Annotated in this window: 18 protein-coding genes; 6 read left to right on the top strand and 12 right to left on the bottom strand. The window is 69.7% G+C overall.

Features of this window, described 5'->3' with window-relative positions; all coding sequences use genetic code 11:
• Window positions 1-16: 16 nt before the first annotated feature.
• Complete coding sequence (locus J3486_RS33960) at window positions 17-868, bottom strand: 3-hydroxyacyl-CoA dehydrogenase family protein (protein WP_207827481.1); 852 nt, start codon at window positions 866-868, stop codon at window positions 17-19.
• A gap of 168 nt (window positions 869-1036) precedes the next feature.
• The gene (locus J3486_RS33955; protein WP_207827479.1) at window positions 1037-1675 is read right to left on the bottom strand and encodes a TetR/AcrR family transcriptional regulator; all 639 of its coding nucleotides are present in this window, start codon (window positions 1673-1675) and stop codon (window positions 1037-1039) included.
• Window positions 1676-1756: 81 nt separating this feature from the next.
• On the opposite strand from J3486_RS33955, the gene J3486_RS33950 reads away from it, so the two are divergent.
• From J3486_RS33950 to J3486_RS33940, 3 genes are read left to right on the top strand one after another with little or no spacing between them, the layout of a single operon-like run.
• Entirely contained in the window at window positions 1757-2539 is a 783-nt protein-coding gene (locus tag J3486_RS33950; RefSeq protein WP_207827477.1) for an ABC transporter ATP-binding protein, read from the top strand.
• Between the two features lie 5 nt (window positions 2540-2544).
• The gene (locus tag J3486_RS33945; RefSeq protein ID WP_207827602.1) at window positions 2545-3300 is read left to right on the top strand and encodes an ABC transporter permease; all 756 of its coding nucleotides are present in this window, start codon (window positions 2545-2547) and stop codon (window positions 3298-3300) included.
• 13 nt (window positions 3301-3313) lie between these two features.
• Window positions 3314-3886, top strand: a complete 573-nt coding sequence (locus tag J3486_RS33940) for a cob(I)yrinic acid a,c-diamide adenosyltransferase (RefSeq protein ID WP_207827475.1) — start codon at window positions 3314-3316, stop codon at window positions 3884-3886.
• On the opposite strand, the gene J3486_RS44460 is transcribed toward J3486_RS33940, so the two are convergent.
• On the bottom strand, window positions 3883-5367 hold the full coding sequence (locus tag J3486_RS44460) for a M4 family metallopeptidase (RefSeq protein WP_229379026.1): 1485 nt from the start codon (window positions 5365-5367) through the stop codon (window positions 3883-3885). The two genes, J3486_RS33940 and J3486_RS44460, sit on opposite strands and share 4 nt — an antisense overlap.
• A gap of 53 nt (window positions 5368-5420) precedes the next feature.
• On the bottom strand, window positions 5421-5996 hold the full coding sequence (locus tag J3486_RS33930; protein ID WP_207827473.1) for a hypothetical protein: 576 nt from the start codon (window positions 5994-5996) through the stop codon (window positions 5421-5423).
• A gap of 169 nt (window positions 5997-6165) precedes the next feature.
• Here J3486_RS33930 and J3486_RS33925 point away from each other — a divergent pair, with 169 nt between their 5' ends.
• The 3 genes from J3486_RS33925 to J3486_RS33915 all read left to right on the top strand — a co-directional run bounded on the left by J3486_RS33925 (window position 6166) and on the right by J3486_RS33915 (window position 10012).
• Window positions 6166-7338, top strand: coding sequence for a sensor histidine kinase (locus J3486_RS33925; protein ID WP_207827471.1), 1173 nt, complete (start codon window positions 6166-6168; stop codon window positions 7336-7338).
• Window positions 7335-7970, top strand: a complete 636-nt coding sequence (locus J3486_RS33920; RefSeq protein WP_207827469.1) for a response regulator transcription factor — start codon at window positions 7335-7337, stop codon at window positions 7968-7970. The genes J3486_RS33925 and J3486_RS33920 overlap by 4 nt, the downstream gene beginning before the upstream one ends.
• Before the next feature lie 179 nt (window positions 7971-8149).
• Window positions 8150-10012 carry a glycoside hydrolase family 18 chitinase gene (locus tag J3486_RS33915; protein WP_207827467.1) on the top strand — a complete coding sequence of 621 codons (1863 nt, stop codon included), beginning with the start codon at window positions 8150-8152 and terminating at the stop codon, window positions 10010-10012.
• A gap of 81 nt (window positions 10013-10093) precedes the next feature.
• Here the strand turns inward: J3486_RS33915 and J3486_RS33910 are convergent, their stop codons facing one another.
• From J3486_RS33910 to J3486_RS33875, 8 genes are all read right to left on the bottom strand, one after another.
• The gene (locus J3486_RS33910; protein WP_207827465.1) at window positions 10094-10549 is read right to left on the bottom strand and encodes a DUF2550 domain-containing protein; all 456 of its coding nucleotides are present in this window, start codon (window positions 10547-10549) and stop codon (window positions 10094-10096) included.
• A gap of 158 nt (window positions 10550-10707) precedes the next feature.
• Window positions 10708-11091 carry a F0F1 ATP synthase subunit epsilon gene (locus J3486_RS33905; RefSeq protein ID WP_207827463.1) on the bottom strand — a complete coding sequence of 128 codons (384 nt, stop codon included), beginning with the start codon at window positions 11089-11091 and terminating at the stop codon, window positions 10708-10710.
• A 114-nt stretch (window positions 11092-11205) separates the two neighbouring features.
• Window positions 11206-12642, bottom strand: coding sequence for a F0F1 ATP synthase subunit beta (gene atpD, locus J3486_RS33900; RefSeq protein WP_207827461.1), 1437 nt, complete (start codon window positions 12640-12642; stop codon window positions 11206-11208).
• Window positions 12642-13559 carry a F0F1 ATP synthase subunit gamma gene (locus J3486_RS33895; protein WP_207827458.1) on the bottom strand — a complete coding sequence of 306 codons (918 nt, stop codon included), beginning with the start codon at window positions 13557-13559 and terminating at the stop codon, window positions 12642-12644. Before J3486_RS33895 ends, atpD begins: the two co-directional genes overlap by 1 nt.
• A 21-nt stretch (window positions 13560-13580) precedes the next feature.
• A complete protein-coding gene (gene atpA / locus J3486_RS33890; RefSeq protein ID WP_207827456.1) occupies window positions 13581-15176 on the bottom strand; it encodes a F0F1 ATP synthase subunit alpha in 1596 nt (531 codons plus the stop codon).
• Window positions 15177-15288: 112 nt separating this feature from the next.
• A complete protein-coding gene (locus J3486_RS33885) occupies window positions 15289-16110 on the bottom strand; it encodes a F0F1 ATP synthase subunit delta (protein WP_207827454.1) in 822 nt (273 codons plus the stop codon).
• Window positions 16107-16652 (bottom strand): F0F1 ATP synthase subunit B, encoded by a 546-nt coding sequence (locus J3486_RS33880; RefSeq protein ID WP_207827452.1) that lies wholly within the window; start codon window positions 16650-16652, stop codon window positions 16107-16109. Before J3486_RS33880 ends, J3486_RS33885 begins: the two co-directional genes overlap by 4 nt.
• A gap of 40 nt (window positions 16653-16692) precedes the next feature.
• Window positions 16693-16944, bottom strand: coding sequence for a F0F1 ATP synthase subunit C (locus tag J3486_RS33875; protein WP_111668288.1), 252 nt, complete (start codon window positions 16942-16944; stop codon window positions 16693-16695).
• Window positions 16945-16969: the final 25 nt, after the last annotated feature.

Genomic DNA, 16969 nt, shown 5'->3' with positions numbered 1-16969 from the left:
GTCAGGAATGCTCGAATCAGCTGTACTTGTAGAAGCCTTGCCCGCTCTTGCGCCCGATGTCACCGGCGTCCACCATCCGGCGCATCAGCTCCGGCGGCGCGAACTTCTCGTCCTGGGACTCGGTGTAGATGTTGCTGGTCGCGTGGAGCAGGATGTCGACGCCGGTCAGGTCGGTGGTGGCCAGCGGGCCCATCGCGTGGCCGAAGCCGAGCTTGCAGGCGATGTCGATGTCCTCGGCGGTGGCGACGCCCGATTCGTACAGCTTCGCGGCCTCGACGACGAGGGCGGAGATGAGGCGGGTGGTGACGAAGCCCGCGACGTCGCGGTTGACGACGATGCAGGTCTTGCCGACGGACTCGGCGAACTCCCGCGCGGTGGCGAGGGTTTCGTCGCTCGTCTTGTAGCCGCGCACGAGTTCGCACAGCTGCATCATCGGGACCGGCGAGAAGAAGTGCGCGCCGACGACGCGCTCGGGGCGCTCCGTGACCGCCGCGATCTTGGTGATCGGGATGGCGGAGGTGTTCGACGCGAGCACCGCGTCGTCCCGGACGATCTTGTCGAGTGCGCGGAAGATCTCGTGCTTGACCTCAAGCTTCTCGAAGACGGCCTCGACGACGAGATCGGCGTCGGCGACGGCGTCCAGGTCGGTGGTGGCGGTGATGCGGCCGAGCGCGGCCTCGGCGTCGGCGGCGTCCAGCCTGCCCTTGCTCACGAACTTGTCGTACGACGCCTTGATGCCGTCGGTACCGCGCGTGAGCGCTGCGTCGGTGACGTCGCGCAGAACGACGTCCCAGCCCGCCTGGGCGGAGACCTGAGCGATGCCGGACCCCATCAGACCGGCCCCGATGACGGCGAGCTTCCCTGCCACGTGCGACTCCCCTTAACCGCGTGTCCGCGAACCCTCGATACCGCTTGACCACTGTTTACGTTGCTCTCCGGCGGACGATAGCGGTCGTGAGGGGGCATGTGGCGGTTAAGAGATGCGCGTCACGTCTCGAATGACGGACATCACACCGCGTTGGGTCACCGGGCTTCATCAGGCGCCGCGCACGGCGTAGTTGAGCACCTTCTCGCTCAGAAGTTCCTCGATCTCGTCGAGGACGTCGAGCACCTCGCGGGAGACCGCGGAGGGCCGTCCGCCGTCGAGCATGCGGCGGCTGATGGCCGCCATGACCGTCTGGTGCACCCAGCCGATCTGACCGGCCACCAGATCGGGCAGCGGGTCCGCGGCGGCGGCGCCGGTCTCCTCGTACAGCGTCCTCGCGAGGTCGTCGTGGACCTCCTGCTGGATCGCCCACAGGCGTGAGCGCAGCGCCGGGGCGTCCTGCACCACGCGCATGAAGGCGCTGTAGCCGTCCATCAGGCCGACGCGCGGCGAGACCGTCTCGATCTCCTCGCGCAGTTCGCGCAGCACGGCGGCGGCCGCGGACTCGCCGGGGCCGCGCCCGCGCACCCAGCGCGACATCCGGTCGACGACGCCCCGGGAGCGGTCGAGGAACAGGTCCTCCTTGGCCGGGAAGTAGTTGTAGACCGTGTTCACCGAGACGTTCGCGGCCTCCGCGATCTCCGCGATGGTCACCGCGTCGAACCCGCGCTCCAGGAACAGACCGGTCGCGACGTCCGAGATGAACTGCCTGGTCTGGCGCTTCTTGCGCTCCCTGAGCCCTTCAGCCATGCGTCGAGTGTACGAGGTTTCTGGCCTCGCTGAAATTTTGGGGGCATTGCAAAATTTCAGTGACTCTGTTTTTCTGGCGCCATGGCAGTCATCAGCACGTCCGGGCTGGCCCGGACCTTCACCACCCAACAGGGGCCCGTCGATGCGGTGCGCGGCATCGATCTGCGCGTCGGGGCGGGCGAGATCCTCGGCTTCCTCGGGCCGAACGGCGCCGGCAAGACCACGACCCTGCGGATGCTCACGACGCTGCTGCCGCCCACCGGCGGCGCGGCGACCGTCGCGGGCCACGACCTCATGAGCGACCCGGCGGGGGTGCGGCGCGCGGTCGGTTACGTGGCCCAGTCCGGCGGCACCGACCCGAGCGTCCGCGTGCGCGAGGAGCTGGTCACGCAGGCCCGCCTGTACCGCCTGACGAAGGCTCAGGCCGAGACCCGCGCCGAGGAGTTGGCGGCCGATCTGGACCTCACGGGCCTCCTGGACCGCAAGTGCGGCACGCTCTCCGGCGGGCAGCGACGCCGTCTGGACATCGCGCTCGGCCTCGTCCACCGGCCCGCCGTCCTCTTCCTGGACGAGCCGACGACCGGGCTCGACCCGGGCAGCAGGGCCGACCTGTGGGACCTGGTGCGCGGGCTGCGCGCCGAGCACGGCACCACCGTCTTCCTGACCACGCACTACCTCGACGAGGCGGACGCGCTCGCGGACCGGATCGTCGTGGTGGACCGGGGCGTCGTGGCCGCCGAGGGCACTCCGAGCGCGCTCAAGCTGGAGCACGGCGGGTCGATCGACGCGTCGCTCCAGGAGACTTTTCTGGCGATCACCGGGCGCGGTCCCGCGCCGGTGGACTCGACCCCGGTGGCGGTGTGACCTCGATGAAGAACCTCGTCTCGGACACCCTGATCGTCTTCGGCCGGTACGCCCGTCAGACGCTCTCCTCGCGCTTCCAGATCCTCTTCGGCATCCTCATGCCGCTGCTCTACCTGGTCTTCTTCGGGCCGCTGCTCACCGGTCTGCCGCTCGCCGGGTCCGCCAGTTCCTGGCAGGTCCTGGTGCCGGGCCTGCTGCTCCAACTCGGTCTGTTCGGGGCCGCGTTCTGCGGGTTCGGGATCATCCTGGAGAAGAACCACGGCGTCGTGGAGCGGATGCGCGTCACGCCGGTCAGCCGGCTCGCGCTGCTGCTCGGCCGGGTCCTGCGCGACACGCTGCTCTTCCTCTTCCAGGCAGTACTGCTCGTGCTCGCCGCGGTGGCGATGGGCCTGCGCGCGCCGCTCGCCGGCATCCTGATCGGCTTCGCCTTCGTGGCACTGCTCACCGTCTCGCTTGCGTCGCTCTCGTACGCGCTCGCGTTCCGCGCCCGTACGCCGCAGGAGTTCGGCCCGGTCGTCAACGCGGTGACGATGCCGTCGATGCTGCTGTCCGGGCTGATCCTGCCGATGACGCTGGCGCCGGGCTGGCTGGACGCGGTCTCGCACGTGATGCCGGTGCGCTATCTCGTCGACGCGGTGCGGGACGCGTACCTGGGCCACTACGCGACGGCGCACATGCTGTACGGGGTGCTCGCGGCCGTCGCCTTCGCGGGGCTCGCCGTGACGGTGGGCACACGGAGCTTCCGCCGGGCCGCCGCCTAATTAGGCTGGTCGCATGGTCAATCTGACGCGCATCTACACCCGTACCGGAGACAAGGGCAGCACCGCCCTCGGCGACATGAGCCGCACCGCCAAGACCGATCTGCGGATCTCGGCGTACGCGGACGCCAACGAGGCCAATGCCGTCATCGGCACGGCGATCGCCCTCGGCGGCCTCGACGAGGAGGTGGTGAAGGTTCTGACGCGCGTCCAGAACGACCTCTTCGACGTCGGCGCCGACCTCTCCACCCCGGTCGTCGAGAACCCCGAGTACCCGCCGCTGCGTGTCGAGCAGTTCTACGTCGACAAGCTGGAGGCCGACTGCGACCGGTTCAACGACGAACTGGAGAAGCTGCGCTCGTTCATCCTGCCCGGCGGCACGGCGGGAGCGGCCCTGCTGCACCAGGCGTGCACGGTCGTACGGCGGGCCGAGCGCTCGACGTGGGCGGCGTTCGAGGTGCACGGCGAGACGATGAACCCGCTCACGGCGACGTACCTCAACCGCCTCTCGGACCTCCTGTTCATCCTGGCCCGCATCGCCAACAAGGAGGTCGGGGACGTGCTGTGGGTGCCGGGCGGCGACCGCTAGACACGGATCCCGACGGCTTCCCAGGCGGCCCGCACCGCGCGTTGCTCCTCGCTGTCGTCGCCGTGGCGGGCGCGGGCCGCGCCCAGGGTGATCCGTGCGAAGTCCGCGAAGCGGGTCTCGTGGCCGATCCCGCCGCCGGTCAGGGCGTCCCACCAGATGAGGCCCGCACGCTCCCACGCCCTGCCGCCGAGCGCGGCCGCGAGGCGGTAGAAGGCGTGGCCGACGATGCTCCCGTTGATGTGGACGCCGCCGTTGTCCCGCTCGGTGCGCACATAGCCGTCCATGTGGGCGGGCTGCTGGTCCTTGCCCAGCGTGGCGTCGTCGTACGCGGTACCGGGCGCCTTCAGGGACCGCAGACCGACGCCCCGCACGCCGGGCGCGAAAAGCCCCGCGCCCAGGACCCAGTCGGCCTCCTCGACCGTCTGGCCGAGGGTGTACTGCTTGATCAGCGAGCCGAAGACGTCGCAGAGGGACGTGCTGAGGGCGCCGTTCTCCCCGTAGTACAGGAAGCCCGTCATCATCTCGGGCAAGGCGCGCCAGACCTCGGCGCCGATGAGTTCGACGCACCGGGTGAAGCGGCCGAAGAGGGTGTCGTCTCCGTCTCCGAACACGACGAGGGAACCGTTCCAGAAGGAATTGTTGAAGTTCTTTTCGTAGTGCACGACCGCGGCGAGCGGGAGTCCCGCCCGCAGCACTCGGTCGCGGCCCAGCACTTCGCGCAGGAACCGAGTGGCCGCCACCAGTCCGTCGTACGCCTCGTCGGCCGCCGCATCACCCGTCGGCGGTCGCCCGCTCCACCGGACCGCGGGCAGTTCGTCGAGGTCCTGCCCCCGGTGCGCGTCGAAGACGACGACCTCGACGACCTCCTCGTCGCGCACCCAGGGCAGGATCTCCACGTCGCCCCTGCGGACCACGACGCCGAGGCCCTCGTACGTGAGCGGGGGGACCGAGCCGTCCACAATGCGTTCCAGCAGGGCGAGCGGGACCACGCCGATGCGCTCGGGGAGCCTGGCCTCGGTGCCGCCCGGCCGTTCGGTGCCCTCCAAACGCCCGGCCCAGCGCTCCACCTGGGTCCGCGACACCTGGGCGAGCCCTCCGATCTCCCGGATCGCCGCGGCGAGGCGCTCCACCTCGCCGCGCAGCCACCGGTCGCGGACGGTCGGCGAGAGCGCGTCGTCCGCGAGGAACGGGACCAGCTCCAGCGCCTCGTACCCGCGGTGCACCGTCTCGAAGGAGTCGCTGGAGCGACGCCGGGCGATGAGCGCACCGTGGTTGTCCCAGGCGGCCCGCGCCAGATGCGGCGCCAGCCAGTGCCCGGTCTGCCGGAAGTACGCGACGGCGGTGCTGTCGCGGGTCAGTTCCGCGTAGATGAGCCGGGCGGCGGTGCGCACATTGCTCCGCACCCTCAGCCACGCTCCGGCCCCCGTGACGAGACCACCGCCCACGATGGTGACGAGCGTCAGGAACAACGCACTGTTCATGCCCGCATCGTTGGCCTGCTGCCGGCCGGTGCCAAGCCCCCGCCGAACGTAAATCACCTCCGCACGGCCGACTCCCGCCGCTCCCCCCGCGCCGGTGCGGCCGGCGCCTTCTTCGGGAACACCGTGTACGTCAGCGCGATGACGACGTTGAGGCCCGCCACGAACAGCATCCGCTGCTGCCACTGCACCAGCGATGCGGTGGACCCGTCGGGCCCGACGTACCAGATCGCCGCCTGCAGCAGGGCGAGCGCGACGGCGCAGGCCAGGATCCACAGGCCGGCGACCTTCCACTCGTGGACCGCGCGCGCGACCCCGTACTTGGGCGTCGAGGGCGGCGGCCCGCCCGCGAAACGGTGGGCGACGCGGACGTCGACCCACTTGACCGTGGAGTGGCCGAGCGCGACCGAGTAGCCGATGTAGGCGGCGGCGAGACCGTGCTTCCAGTCCGGTTCGGCGCCGTTCTTGAGGTCGACGACGGTGGCCACGAAGAGGACGGCTTCGAGGAGCGGCTGGCACAGCAGCACGGCGACGCTCGCGCGCGGCATCCTCAGCCCGTAGCGCAGGCCGAAACCCACGGCCAGCAGCACCCAGAACCCGACCTCGCAGACGATGATCAGCGTGACGATCACGGTGGGCTCCTCTCACGTCGTGCCCCTGGTTCCAGGCTCGCCGCCCGGCCGCCCGTGATCGTCGTCGTACGAGACGAAACCGCACTGCATCCTTCGATGTACTCGCCACCGGCGCCGCTTCGTCCCGCGGAGCCATGCCCGCCGCGCCCCGGCCGTGTTGGATGGAGTCATGAGGCCCGCACTCCCCCGCCCGCACCGCGACGACGTCCGGATCGCCGCGCTCGGTCTGCTGGGCGGGCTGCTGCTGTGGGCCCTGGGGCTCGGGATGAACACCGGGCGGCTGCTGAACGGCTCCTGGCTGCTCCTCCCGCTCGTCGCGATGGCGGGCCTGGAACTGGTGCGCCGCACCCGGCCCTGGTTCGCGGTCGGCGCGGGCACGCTCGTGCTCGTCGCCGACCAGTGCACCCAGGGCAGCCTGGCGACGGTGCTGATGTACACGGACCTGGTGTACGCGGCCGTCCTGTACGGCAGCCCGGCGGCGGCCCGGCGCATCCCCGTCGGCTGCGGCCTGGTCACGGTCGCCGCGACGCTGGGCACCCTCGCGGTGTGGCACCGTCCCGAGGCGCTGATCATCGGGGTCGCGGTCGGGCTCGTCACGTTCACGCCCGCGGCCACCGGTGTGCTCGTGCGCCGCCACCGCGAGACCGCGGCCACCGAGCGGCTGCGCGCCGAACAGACCGCGCTGCTGGCCGAGATCGACCGCACCCAGGCGGTGACGGCGGAGCGCGCCCGGATGGCCCGCGAGCTGCACGACATGGTGGCGAACCATCTGTCGGCCATCGCGATCCACTCCACGGCCGCGCTCTCCCTCGACGATCCGGCCACCACCCGTACCGCGCTGGAGACGATCCGCGAGAACAGCGTCGACGGGCTCGCCGAGATGCGCCGCCTGATCGGCATCCTGCGGGAGACGGGCGGCGACAAGGAGCCCGCCGCCGCCCCGACCCTGGACGGCCTCGGCGCCCTCGTCGAGCAGTCCCGCGGCAACGGGCTGGACGCCGCGCTGACCGTCACCGGCCCCGTCGAAGGACTCCCCGCGCCGACCGGCCTGGCCGCCTACCGCATCGTCCAGGAGTCCCTCACCAACGCGCTCAAGCACGCCGCGCCCGGTCGCGTCACGGTCGAGGTCGAGCGCACGGACGAGTGGATCGAGGTGCGGGTGACCAGCCCGTACGGGGACCGGGACGGGCCGCGCGCCCCCGGTTCCGGCGCCGGGCTCGTCGGGATGCGTGAGCGGACGGCGCTGCTCGGCGGCACGTTCGAGTCCGGGCCCGAGGACTCGGACCGCGGCAAGGTCTGGCGGGTGTCCGCCCGCCTCCCCCTGGAAGGAGTCACCGAGTGATCCGCGTACTCGTCGCCGAGGACCAGAACGCCGTGCGCGCCGGGCTCGTCCTCATCCTGTCGAGCGCCCCGGACATCGAGGTCGTCGGCGAGGCCGAGAACGGCGAGCGGGCGGTGGCGCTGGCCCGCGAACTCCGCCCCGACCTGGTCCTCATGGACGTACAGATGCCGCGCCTCGACGGGGTTTCGGCCACCCGGCAGGTGGTCGCGGACGGAGTCGCGGACGTGCTGGTGCTGACCACCTTCGACCTCGACGAGTACGTCTTCGGGGCGCTGCGCGCGGGCGCTGCCGGTTTCCTCCTCAAGAGCACCGACGCCAAGGATCTGATCGGGGCCGTGCGGACGGTCGCGCGCGGCGAGGGGCTGATCGCCCCGGCCGTGACCCGGCGGCTGATCGCCGAGTTCGCCGCGGCACCGCGACCGGCCGCCGCTCCACCGGAGTTGGAGACGCTCACCCGGCGCGAGCGCGAGGTGCTCTCGTGCCTGGGCGGCGGGCTCTCCAACGCCGAGATCGCGGGGCGGCTCGACATGGCGGAGGCCACGGTGAAGACGCACGTCAGCCGCCTGCTGGGCAAGCTGGAGCTGCGCAGCCGGGTGCAAGCCGCGGTGCTGGCACAGGAGTTGGGCCTCTAGCGGCCCGCGGCGGCTTTCCGGAGATTGGCCGAAACCCGTAATTGGTTTAGACCTTGACCGATGGTCCAGACCTTTCTATTCTCGCCGCACTGCGGTGAGCACACCCCCCACTCCGGTGCTCATGGGCGTCGCAGGGATCCACCCCCATCACGGACCCCGGAACCCCCGAGGAGCACCTCATGCGCTCGACCGACGTACCGAGAAGGCGAATCCGGCACAGAACGACCGCCGCGCTCGCCACGCTCGTCCTCCCCGCCGCCGCACTCGTCGGCCTCGCCACCCCCTCCCACGCGGCCGCCGAGGCCTCCGCCGTCACCGCCACCTACGCCAAGACCCAGGACTGGGGCACCGGCTTCGAGGGCAAGTGGACGATCAAGAACTCCGGTACCACGGCGATCAGTTCGTGGACCGTGGAGTGGGACTTCCCCTCCGGCACCAAGGTGACCTCCGCCTGGGACGCCACCGTCACCAACTCCGCGGACCACTGGACCGGCAAGAACCTCTCCTGGAACGGGTCGCTCGCCCCCGGCGCCTCGGTCTCCTTCGGCTTCAACGGCTCGGGCCCCGGCGCCCCCACCGGCTGCAAGCTCAACGGCGCCTCCTGTGACGGCGGTGACGTCCCCGGCGACGCGGCCCCCTCCGCGCCCGGCACCCCGACCGCCTCCGGCATCACCGACACCTCGGCGAAGATCTCCTGGTCGGCCGCCACGGACGACAAGGGCGTCAAGAACTACGACGTCCTGCGCGACGGCGCCAAGGTCGCGACGGTGACCGGCACCTCCTACACGGACAGCGGCCTGACCGCCGGCACCGACTACTCGTACACCGTGCAGGCCCGCGACACCGCCGACCAGACCGGCCCCGCCTCCGGCGCCGTGAAGGTCCACACCACTGGTGGCGGCGGCACCGACCCCGGCCCGGGCACCGGCGGCACGGTCAAGATGGGCTACTTCACCGACTGGGGCGTCTACGGCCGCCAGTACTTCCCGAAGAACCTGGAGACGTCCGGCTCGGCGTCCAAGGTCACGCACATCAACTACGCGTTCGGCAACGTGCAGAACGGCCAGTGCACGATGGGCGACTCGTACGCCGACACGGACATGGCGTACACCGCGGCCAACTCCGTCTCCGGCGTCGCCGACACCTGGGACCAGCCGCTGCGCGGCGCCTTCAACCAGCTGCGCCAGCTCAAGGCCAAACACCCGAACCTGAAGATCCTCTGGTCGTTCGGCGGCTGGACCTGGTCCGGCGGCTTCGGCCAGGCCGCGCAGAACCCGGCCGCGTTCGCCGACTCCTGCTACAAGCTGGTCGAGGACCCGCGCTGGGCCGACGTCTTCGACGGCATCGACATCGACTGGGAGTACCCGAACGCGTGCGGTCTGTCCTGTGACACCTCCGGCCAGGACGCGCTGAAGAAGCTGACGACCGCGCTGCGCGCCAAGTTCGGCTCCTCCAACCTGGTCACCGCCGCCATCACGGCCGACGCCTCGGCCGGCGGCAAGATCGAGAAGAACGACTACGCGGGCGCGGCCCAGTCCCTCGACTGGTACAACGTCATGACCTACGACTTCTTCGGCGCGTGGGACGCCAAGGGCCCGACGGCCCCGCACTCCCCGCTGACCTCGTACTCCGGCATCCCGCAGGCGGGCTTCGACTCCGCCGACGCGATCGCCAAGCTGAAGGCCCAGGGCGTTCCGGCCTCCAAGCTCCTGCTCGGTATCGGCTTCTACGGGCGCGGCTGGACGGGCGTCACACAGAAGGAGCCGGGCGGCACCGCGACGGGCCCGGCGGCGGGCACCTACGAGCAGGGCATCGAGGACTACAAGGTTCTCAAGACCAAGTGCCCCTCGAACGGCACGGTGGCCGGCACGGCGTACGCGTACTGCGGATCCGACTGGTGGTCCTACGACACCCCGGCGACGATCGGCTCGAAGATGAGCTGGGCCAAGTCCCAGGGCCTGGGCGGCGCGTTCTTCTGGGAGTTCTCGGGAGACACGTCGAACGGTGAACTGGTGACGGCGATCGACTCCGGCCTGAAGTAGGCCGGGGCCCTCAAGAACGAAGCCGGGTTCACGGGAACGCCCCCCGTGAGCCCGGCTTCTTCCCTGCTCGCGTCACATCGCTCAGGCCACGTTGACCCGCTGGCCGGGAGGCGCCGCCTCCAGCCAGGCCAGGAATCCCGTCAACGCGTCCTCGCTCATGGCCAGTTCCAGCCGCGAGCCCCGGTGCGTACAGGCCAGCACGATGGCGTCGGACAGGAGCGCCAGCTCCTCCTCGCCCTCGGGCGCCCGACGCCCGGTGACCTCGATGGCCGCGCGCTCCAGGACCCGCCGCGGCCGGGGCGCGTACGAGAAGACCCGGAACCACTCGATCCGGTCACCGTTGTAGCGCGCGATGCCGTAGCCCCACCCCTTGCCGGCGGAGTCCACGGCATCGGGTGCGGGGGCGTCCCACCGCAGGGAGCAGTCGAACGTGCCGCCCGAGCGCTGGATCAGCCGGCGCCGCAGCCCGAAGACGAACAGTCCCAGCAGTACGAGTACGACGACCGCGACTACGCACAGCACGAGAACGAGGACCATCTGCACCGACCTCCTCGCTTCTCACGAACCTGCTCGACGGATCAAACGCCTGATAACGGAACAGCAAAAACAGTTGTAGATCGCCTCAGCCGCGACCCGGTCCGGAGGGGTACTCCGGCCTGGGCCGCGGCTGAGTTGCGTCTAGGGGCTCGCTGGGGTCAGCGAACCGCCACCGCACGAAGACGGACATCGGCGCGACGCTCGGCGGACGCGTCCGCGTCCGACTGCGCACGCTCCAGCGCCCGCTCCGCCCGCTGGACATCGATCTCGTCCGACAGCTCGGCGATCTCGGCCAGCAGGGACAGCTTGTTGTCCGCGAACGAGATGAAACCGCCGTGGACAGCCGCCACGACCGTTCCCCCGCCGGACGAGTCACTCGTACGGATCGTCACCGGGCCCGACTCCAGCACACCGAGCAGCGGCTGGTGACCGGGCATGACGCCGATGTCGCCGGACGTGGTACGCGCGACGACCAGGGTGGCCTCGCCGGACCAGACACTGCGGTCCGCGGCGACGAGCTCGACGTGCAGCTCAGCAGCCAAGGTGGGCTCCTCGGGTCACCACCCGGCGGCACTCGCTGCCGGGTGTTGGGTCAAAGTCTAGTGGGCGTACGACGGGGGGCGGGGCACCCGCCCCCCGTCATGAAGTCAACGACTTCAGGAGACGCCGAGCTCCTTGGCGTTGGCCTTGAGGTCCTCAATGCCACCGCAGAGGAAGAACGCCTGCTCCGGGAAGTGGTCGTAGTCGCCGTCGATGATCGCGTTGAACGCGGTGATCGACTCGTCCAGCGGCACGTCCGACCCGTCGACGCCGGTGAACTGCTTGGCGACGTGGGTGTTCTGGGACAGGAAGCGCTCCACGCGACGGGCGCGGTGGACAGTGAGCTTGTCCTCCTCGCCGAGCTCGTCGATACCGAGGATCGCGATGATGTCCTGAAGGTCCTTGTACTTCTGCAGGACCGTCTTGACGCGCATGGCCGTGTTGTAGTGGTCCGCCGCGATGTAGCGGGGGTCCAGGATGCGGGACGTCGAGTCCAGCGGGTCCACGGCCGGGTAGATGCCCTTCTCGGAGATCGGACGGGAGAGAACCGTCGTCGCGTCGAGGTGGGCGAAGGTGGTCGCCGGGGCCGGGTCGGTCAGGTCGTCCGCGGGCACGTAGATGGCCTGCATGGACGTGATCGAGTGACCACGGGTCGAGGTGATGCGCTCCTGGAGGAGACCCATCTCGTCGGCCAGGTTCGGCTGGTAACCCACGGCGGACGGCATGCGGCCGAGCAGCGTGGAGACCTCGGAACCGGCCTGCGTGAAGCGGAAGATGTTGTCGATGAAGAACAGCACGTCCTGCTTCTGCACATCGCGGAAGTACTCCGCCATGGTCAGACCCGCGAGGGCCACGCGCAGACGGGTGCCCGGCGGCTCGTCCATCTGACCGAAGACCAGCGCGGTCTTGTCGATGACGCCCGAGTCGGCCATTTCCTCGATGAGGTCGTTGCCCTCACGGGTGCGCTCACCGACACCGGCGAACACGGAGACACCGTCGTGGTTGTTGGCGACGCGGTAGATCATCTCCTGGATGAGCACCGTCTTGCCGACGCCGGCACCACCGAACAGGCCGATCTTTCCACCCTTGACGTACGGGGTGAGAAGGTCGACGACCTTGATGCCGGTCTCGAACATCTCGGTCTTCGACTCGAGCTCGTCGAAGTTCGGAGCCTTGCGGTGGATGCCCCAGCGCTCGCCCTCGTACGTCTCGTTGACGTTCAGGACCTCGCCCAGGGTGTTGAACACCTTGCCCTTGGTGAAGTCACCGACGGGCACGGTGATCGAGGCACCGGTGTCCGTGACCGGGGCCTGGCGGACCAGGCCGTCGGTCGGCTGCATCGAGATGGCGCGGACCAGGCCGTCACCGAGGTGCTGCGCGACCTCGAGCGTCAGGGTCTTCTTCTTGCCGTCCTCGGCCGGGTCGTTGACCTCGACGTGCAGGGCGTTGTAGATGTCCGGCATCGCGTCGACGGGGAACTCCACGTCGACGACCGGGCCGATGACCCGGGCGACGCGGCCCGTGGCCGTCGCGGTCTCAACAGTGGTCGTCATTACTTGTCACTCCCCGCGTTCGCGTCGGCCAGGGCGCTCGCGCCACCGACGATCTCGCTGATTTCCTGGGTGATTTCGGCCTGGCGGGCCGCGTTGGCAAGTCGGGAGAGCGTGTTGATGAGCTCTCCCGCGTTGTCGGTCGCCGACTTCATCGCGCGGCGCGTGGCGGCGTGCTTGGAGGCAGCCGACTGGAGCATCGCGTTGTAGATACGGCTCTCGACGTAGCGCGGCAGCAGGGCGTCGAGGACGTCCTCCGCCGACGGCTCGAACTCGTACAGCGGGAGGATCTCGTCCTTGGACGAAGACTCCTCCGCCACCTCTTCGAGGCTGAGCGGCAGCAGCCGGCTGTCGACCGCCGACTGCGTCATCATCGAGACGAACTCGGTGTAGACGATGTGGAGTTCATCCACGCCGCCCTCCGCCGTCTCCTTCTCGATGGCCTCGATCAGCGGGCCCGCGACCTTCTTGGCGTCCGCGTACGTGGGCTCGTCGGTGAAGCCCGACCACGACTCCACGACCTTGCGCTCGCGGAAGTTGTAGTGGGCCAGACCACGACGGCCGACGATGTACGTGTCGACCTGCTTGCCCTCGGCCTGGAGCCGCTCGGTGAGCTGCTCCGCGGCCTTGATGGCGTTCGAGTTGAAGGCGCCGGCCAGACCGCGGTCGCTCGTGAGGAGCAGCACCGCGGCACGGGTCGCCGTCTCGGCCTCGGTCGTCAGCGGGTGCTTGGTGTTCGACCCGGTCCCCACCGCCGTGACCGCGCGCGTGAGCTCGGTCGCGTACGGCGCGGAGGCCGCCACCTTGCGCTGCGCCTTGACGACACGCGAGGCGGCGATCATCTCCATCGCCTTGGTGATCTTCTTGGTCGCGGTGACGGATCGGATGCGACGCTTGTAGACCCGGAGCTGGGCTCCCATGAGTCAGGTCCCTTCCTTACGTCACTTGGAGACGTTGACGGCCGGAGCGTCCTCGCCGAGAAGCTTGCCGTCCGAGGTCTCGAACTGCTTCTTGAACTCCGCGATGGCGTCGGCAACAGCGGTCAGCGTGTCGTCCGACATCTTGCCGCCCTCCTTGATGGAGGTCATCAGGCCCTGCTCCTTGCGGTGCAGGTACTCGAGGAGTTCCTTCTCGAAGCGGCGGATGTCGGCGACCGGGACGTCGTCCATCTTGCCGGTGGTACCGGCCCACACGGAGACGACCTGGTCCTCGGTCGGCATCGGCTGGTACTGAGCCTGCTTGAGCAGCTCGACCAGACGCTGACCGCGCTCCAGCTGGGCCTTCGAGGCGGCGTCCAGGTCGGAACCGAAGGCGGCGAACGCCTCCAGCTCGCGGTACTGGGCCAGGTCGAGGCGGAGTCGGCCGGAGACCTGCTTCATCGCCTTGTGCTGCGCGGAACCACCGACTCGGGAGACGGAGATACCGACGTTCAGCGCGGGGCGCTGACCGGCGTTGAAGAGGTCCGACTCCAGGAAGCACTGACCGTCGGTGATGGAGATCACGTTGGTCGGGATGAACGCGGAGACGTCGTTGGCCTTCGTCTCGACGATCGGCAGACCCGTCATCGAACCGGCGCCCAGCTCGTCCGAGAGCTTCGCGCAGCGCTCGAGGAGACGCGAGTGCAGGTAGAAGACGTCACCCGGGTAGGCCTCGCGCCCCGGCGGGCGGCGCAGCAGCAGGGACACGGCGCGGTAGGCGTCGGCCTGCTTCGAGAGGTCGTCGAAGATGATGAGGACGTGCTTGCCCTCGTACATCCACTGCTGGCCGATGGCCGAACCGGTGTACGGCGCCAGGTACTTGAAGCCGGCCGGGTCGGACGCCGGGGCGGCGACGATGGTCGTGTACTCCAGCGCGCCGGCCTCTTCGAGCGCACCACGCACGGAGGCGATGGTGGAGCCCTTCTGGCCGATGGCGACGTAGACGCAGCGGACCTGCTTCGACGGGTCGCCGGTGCGCCAGTTGTCACGCTGGTTGATGATCGTGTCGACGGCCAGGGCGGTCTTGCCGGTCTGGCGGTCACCGATGATCAGCTGACGCTGGCCACGGCCGACGGGGGTCATCGCGTCGACGGCCTTGTAGCCGGTCTCCATCGGCTCGTGCACCGACTTACGGGCCATGACGCCCGGGGCCTGCAGCTCAAGGGCGCGTCGGCCGGTGGTCTCGATCTCGCCGAGGCCGTCGATCGGGTTGCCGAGCGGGTCGACGACGCGGCCGAGGTAGCCCTCGCCGACACCGACGGAGAGGACCTCACCGGTACGCGTGACCGGCTGACCCTCCTCGACGCCGCTGAACTCGCCGAGGACGATGGCACCGATCTCGCGCTCTTCGAGGTTGAGCGCGAGCCCGAGGGTGCCGTCCTCGAACTTCAGCAGTTCGTTGGCCATGGCCGAGGGAAGACCCTCGACCTTCGCGATGCCGTCGCCGGCAAGGGTGACCGTACCGACCTCCTCGCGCGAGGCCGCGTCCGGCTTGTACGCCTGGACAAAGTTCTCCAGCGCGTCCCGGATCTCCTCCGGCCGGATCGTGAGCTCCGCCATCTGGGTTCCCTGCTCTCCTTGTTGGGCCCGAAGTGTTCTTGGGGTCTGGGGTCAGCCCCCAGGAATCCTCTGCACGGCCCAACTAGGGCCGTATTTCGTACGTGGTGAGGTGTCAGCCGGCCATGCGGCGGCTGGCGTCCTCGATGCGGTCCGCGATCGAGCCGTTGATGACCTCGTCGCCCACCTGCACCTTGATCCCGCCGAGGACCTCGGGGTCCACGTCCAGGTTCAGGTGCATCTGACGGCCGTAGAGCTTCGCCAGGGACGCACCCAGGCGCTGCTTCTGCTGGTCGCTCAGCGGCACCGCCGTCGTGACGACGGCGACCATGCGCTCCCGACGCTCGGCGGCGAGCTTGGAGAGGGACTCGAGTCCCGCTTCCAGGCTACGTCCACGCGGCGCGGTCACAAGACGCTCGACGAGTCGCTCGGTGGTGGGCCTGGCCCGACCGCCGAGGAGCTTCTTGACGAGGTCGCCGCGCAGCTTGGCGGAGGCGGCCTTGTCGGTCAGCGCGGCACGCAGCTCGGTGGTGGAGGAGACGATCCGGTCGAACCGGAACAGCTCGTCCTCGACGTCGTCGAGTTCACCGTTCTTCTGCGCGGCCGTGAGGTCGGCGGTGTTGGCCAGCTCCTCCAGGGAGTCGACCAGGTCGCGCGAGGCCGACCAGCGGGAGCGGACCAGACCGGACACCAGGTCGACGGCCTCGCCGCTGACCTGGCCGCCGAGCAGCCGGCCCGCGAGCTCGGCCTTGGCGTCACCGGCCTGCGCCGGGTCGGTGAGGACCCGACGCAGCGAGACCTCGCGGTCGAGCAGCGCGGTCACCGCGGCCAGGTCGCCGGCGAGCGTCTTGGCGTCGACCGACGTGGAGTCGGTCAGCGCGTCGAGACGCTCGCGCGCGGCGCCCAGGGCCTCGCGGCTCGCTCCGTGGGCGGTCATCGCGTGGCCTCTGCCTTCTCGTCGAGCTCGTCGAGGAAGCGGTCGATCACGCGCGACTGGCGGGCGTGGTCGTCCAGCGACTCGCCGACCAGCTTGCCGGCCAGGTCGGTGGCCAGCTGGCCGACGTCCTGACGCAGCGCCTGAGCGGCGGCCTTGCGGTCGGCCTCGATCTGCGCGTGACCGGCGGCGATGATCTCCTCACGCTGCCGCTGGCCTTCCGCGCGCATCTCGGCGATGAGCGTGGCGCCCTGCTCCTGCGCCTCCTGGCGCAGCCGCGCGGCCTCGTGCCGGGCCTCGGCGAGCTGAGCCTTGTACTGCTCAAGCACGCTCTGGGCCTCGGTCTGAGCGGCCTCGGCCTTCTCGATACCGCCTTCGATGGCCTCGCGGCGCTCTTCCAGAACCTTGTTGATGTTCGGGAGGAGCTTCTTGGCGAGGAACGCGAAGACGATGACGAAGGCGATAAAGCCGATCACGAGCTCTGGGATCGGCGGGATCAGAGGGTTCTCGGCCTCTTCAGCCGCCAGCTGAACCAGGGGGCTCATTTCACTGCCTTTCGTCGAAAGGGGTAGTCCGACGTCCGGATCAGGAGGACGGGTAGACGAACGGCATGACCAGACCGATCAGGGCGAGCGCCTCACAGAAGGCGAAGCCGAGGATCTGGTTGGCGCGGATCAGGCCGGCAGCCTCGGGCTGACGGGCGAGAGCCTGCGTACCGTTACCGAAGATGATGCCGACGCCGACGCCCGGGCCGATGGCCGCGAGGCCGTAACCGATCGAGCCGAGGTTGCCCTTGATTTCGACGCCAGCGGCGAGGGTCTGCGCGAGAGCGGACATGCCGGTTCTTCCTTCTCTTTCAAGT

It is taken from the genome of Streptomyces sp. VRA16 Mangrove soil, assembly GCF_017377775.1.
Taxonomy (GTDB): domain Bacteria; phylum Actinomycetota; class Actinomycetes; order Streptomycetales; family Streptomycetaceae; genus Streptomyces.
Note: the sequence above shows the minus strand (reverse complement) of the source record. Positions and strands in the feature narration are given on the sequence as shown.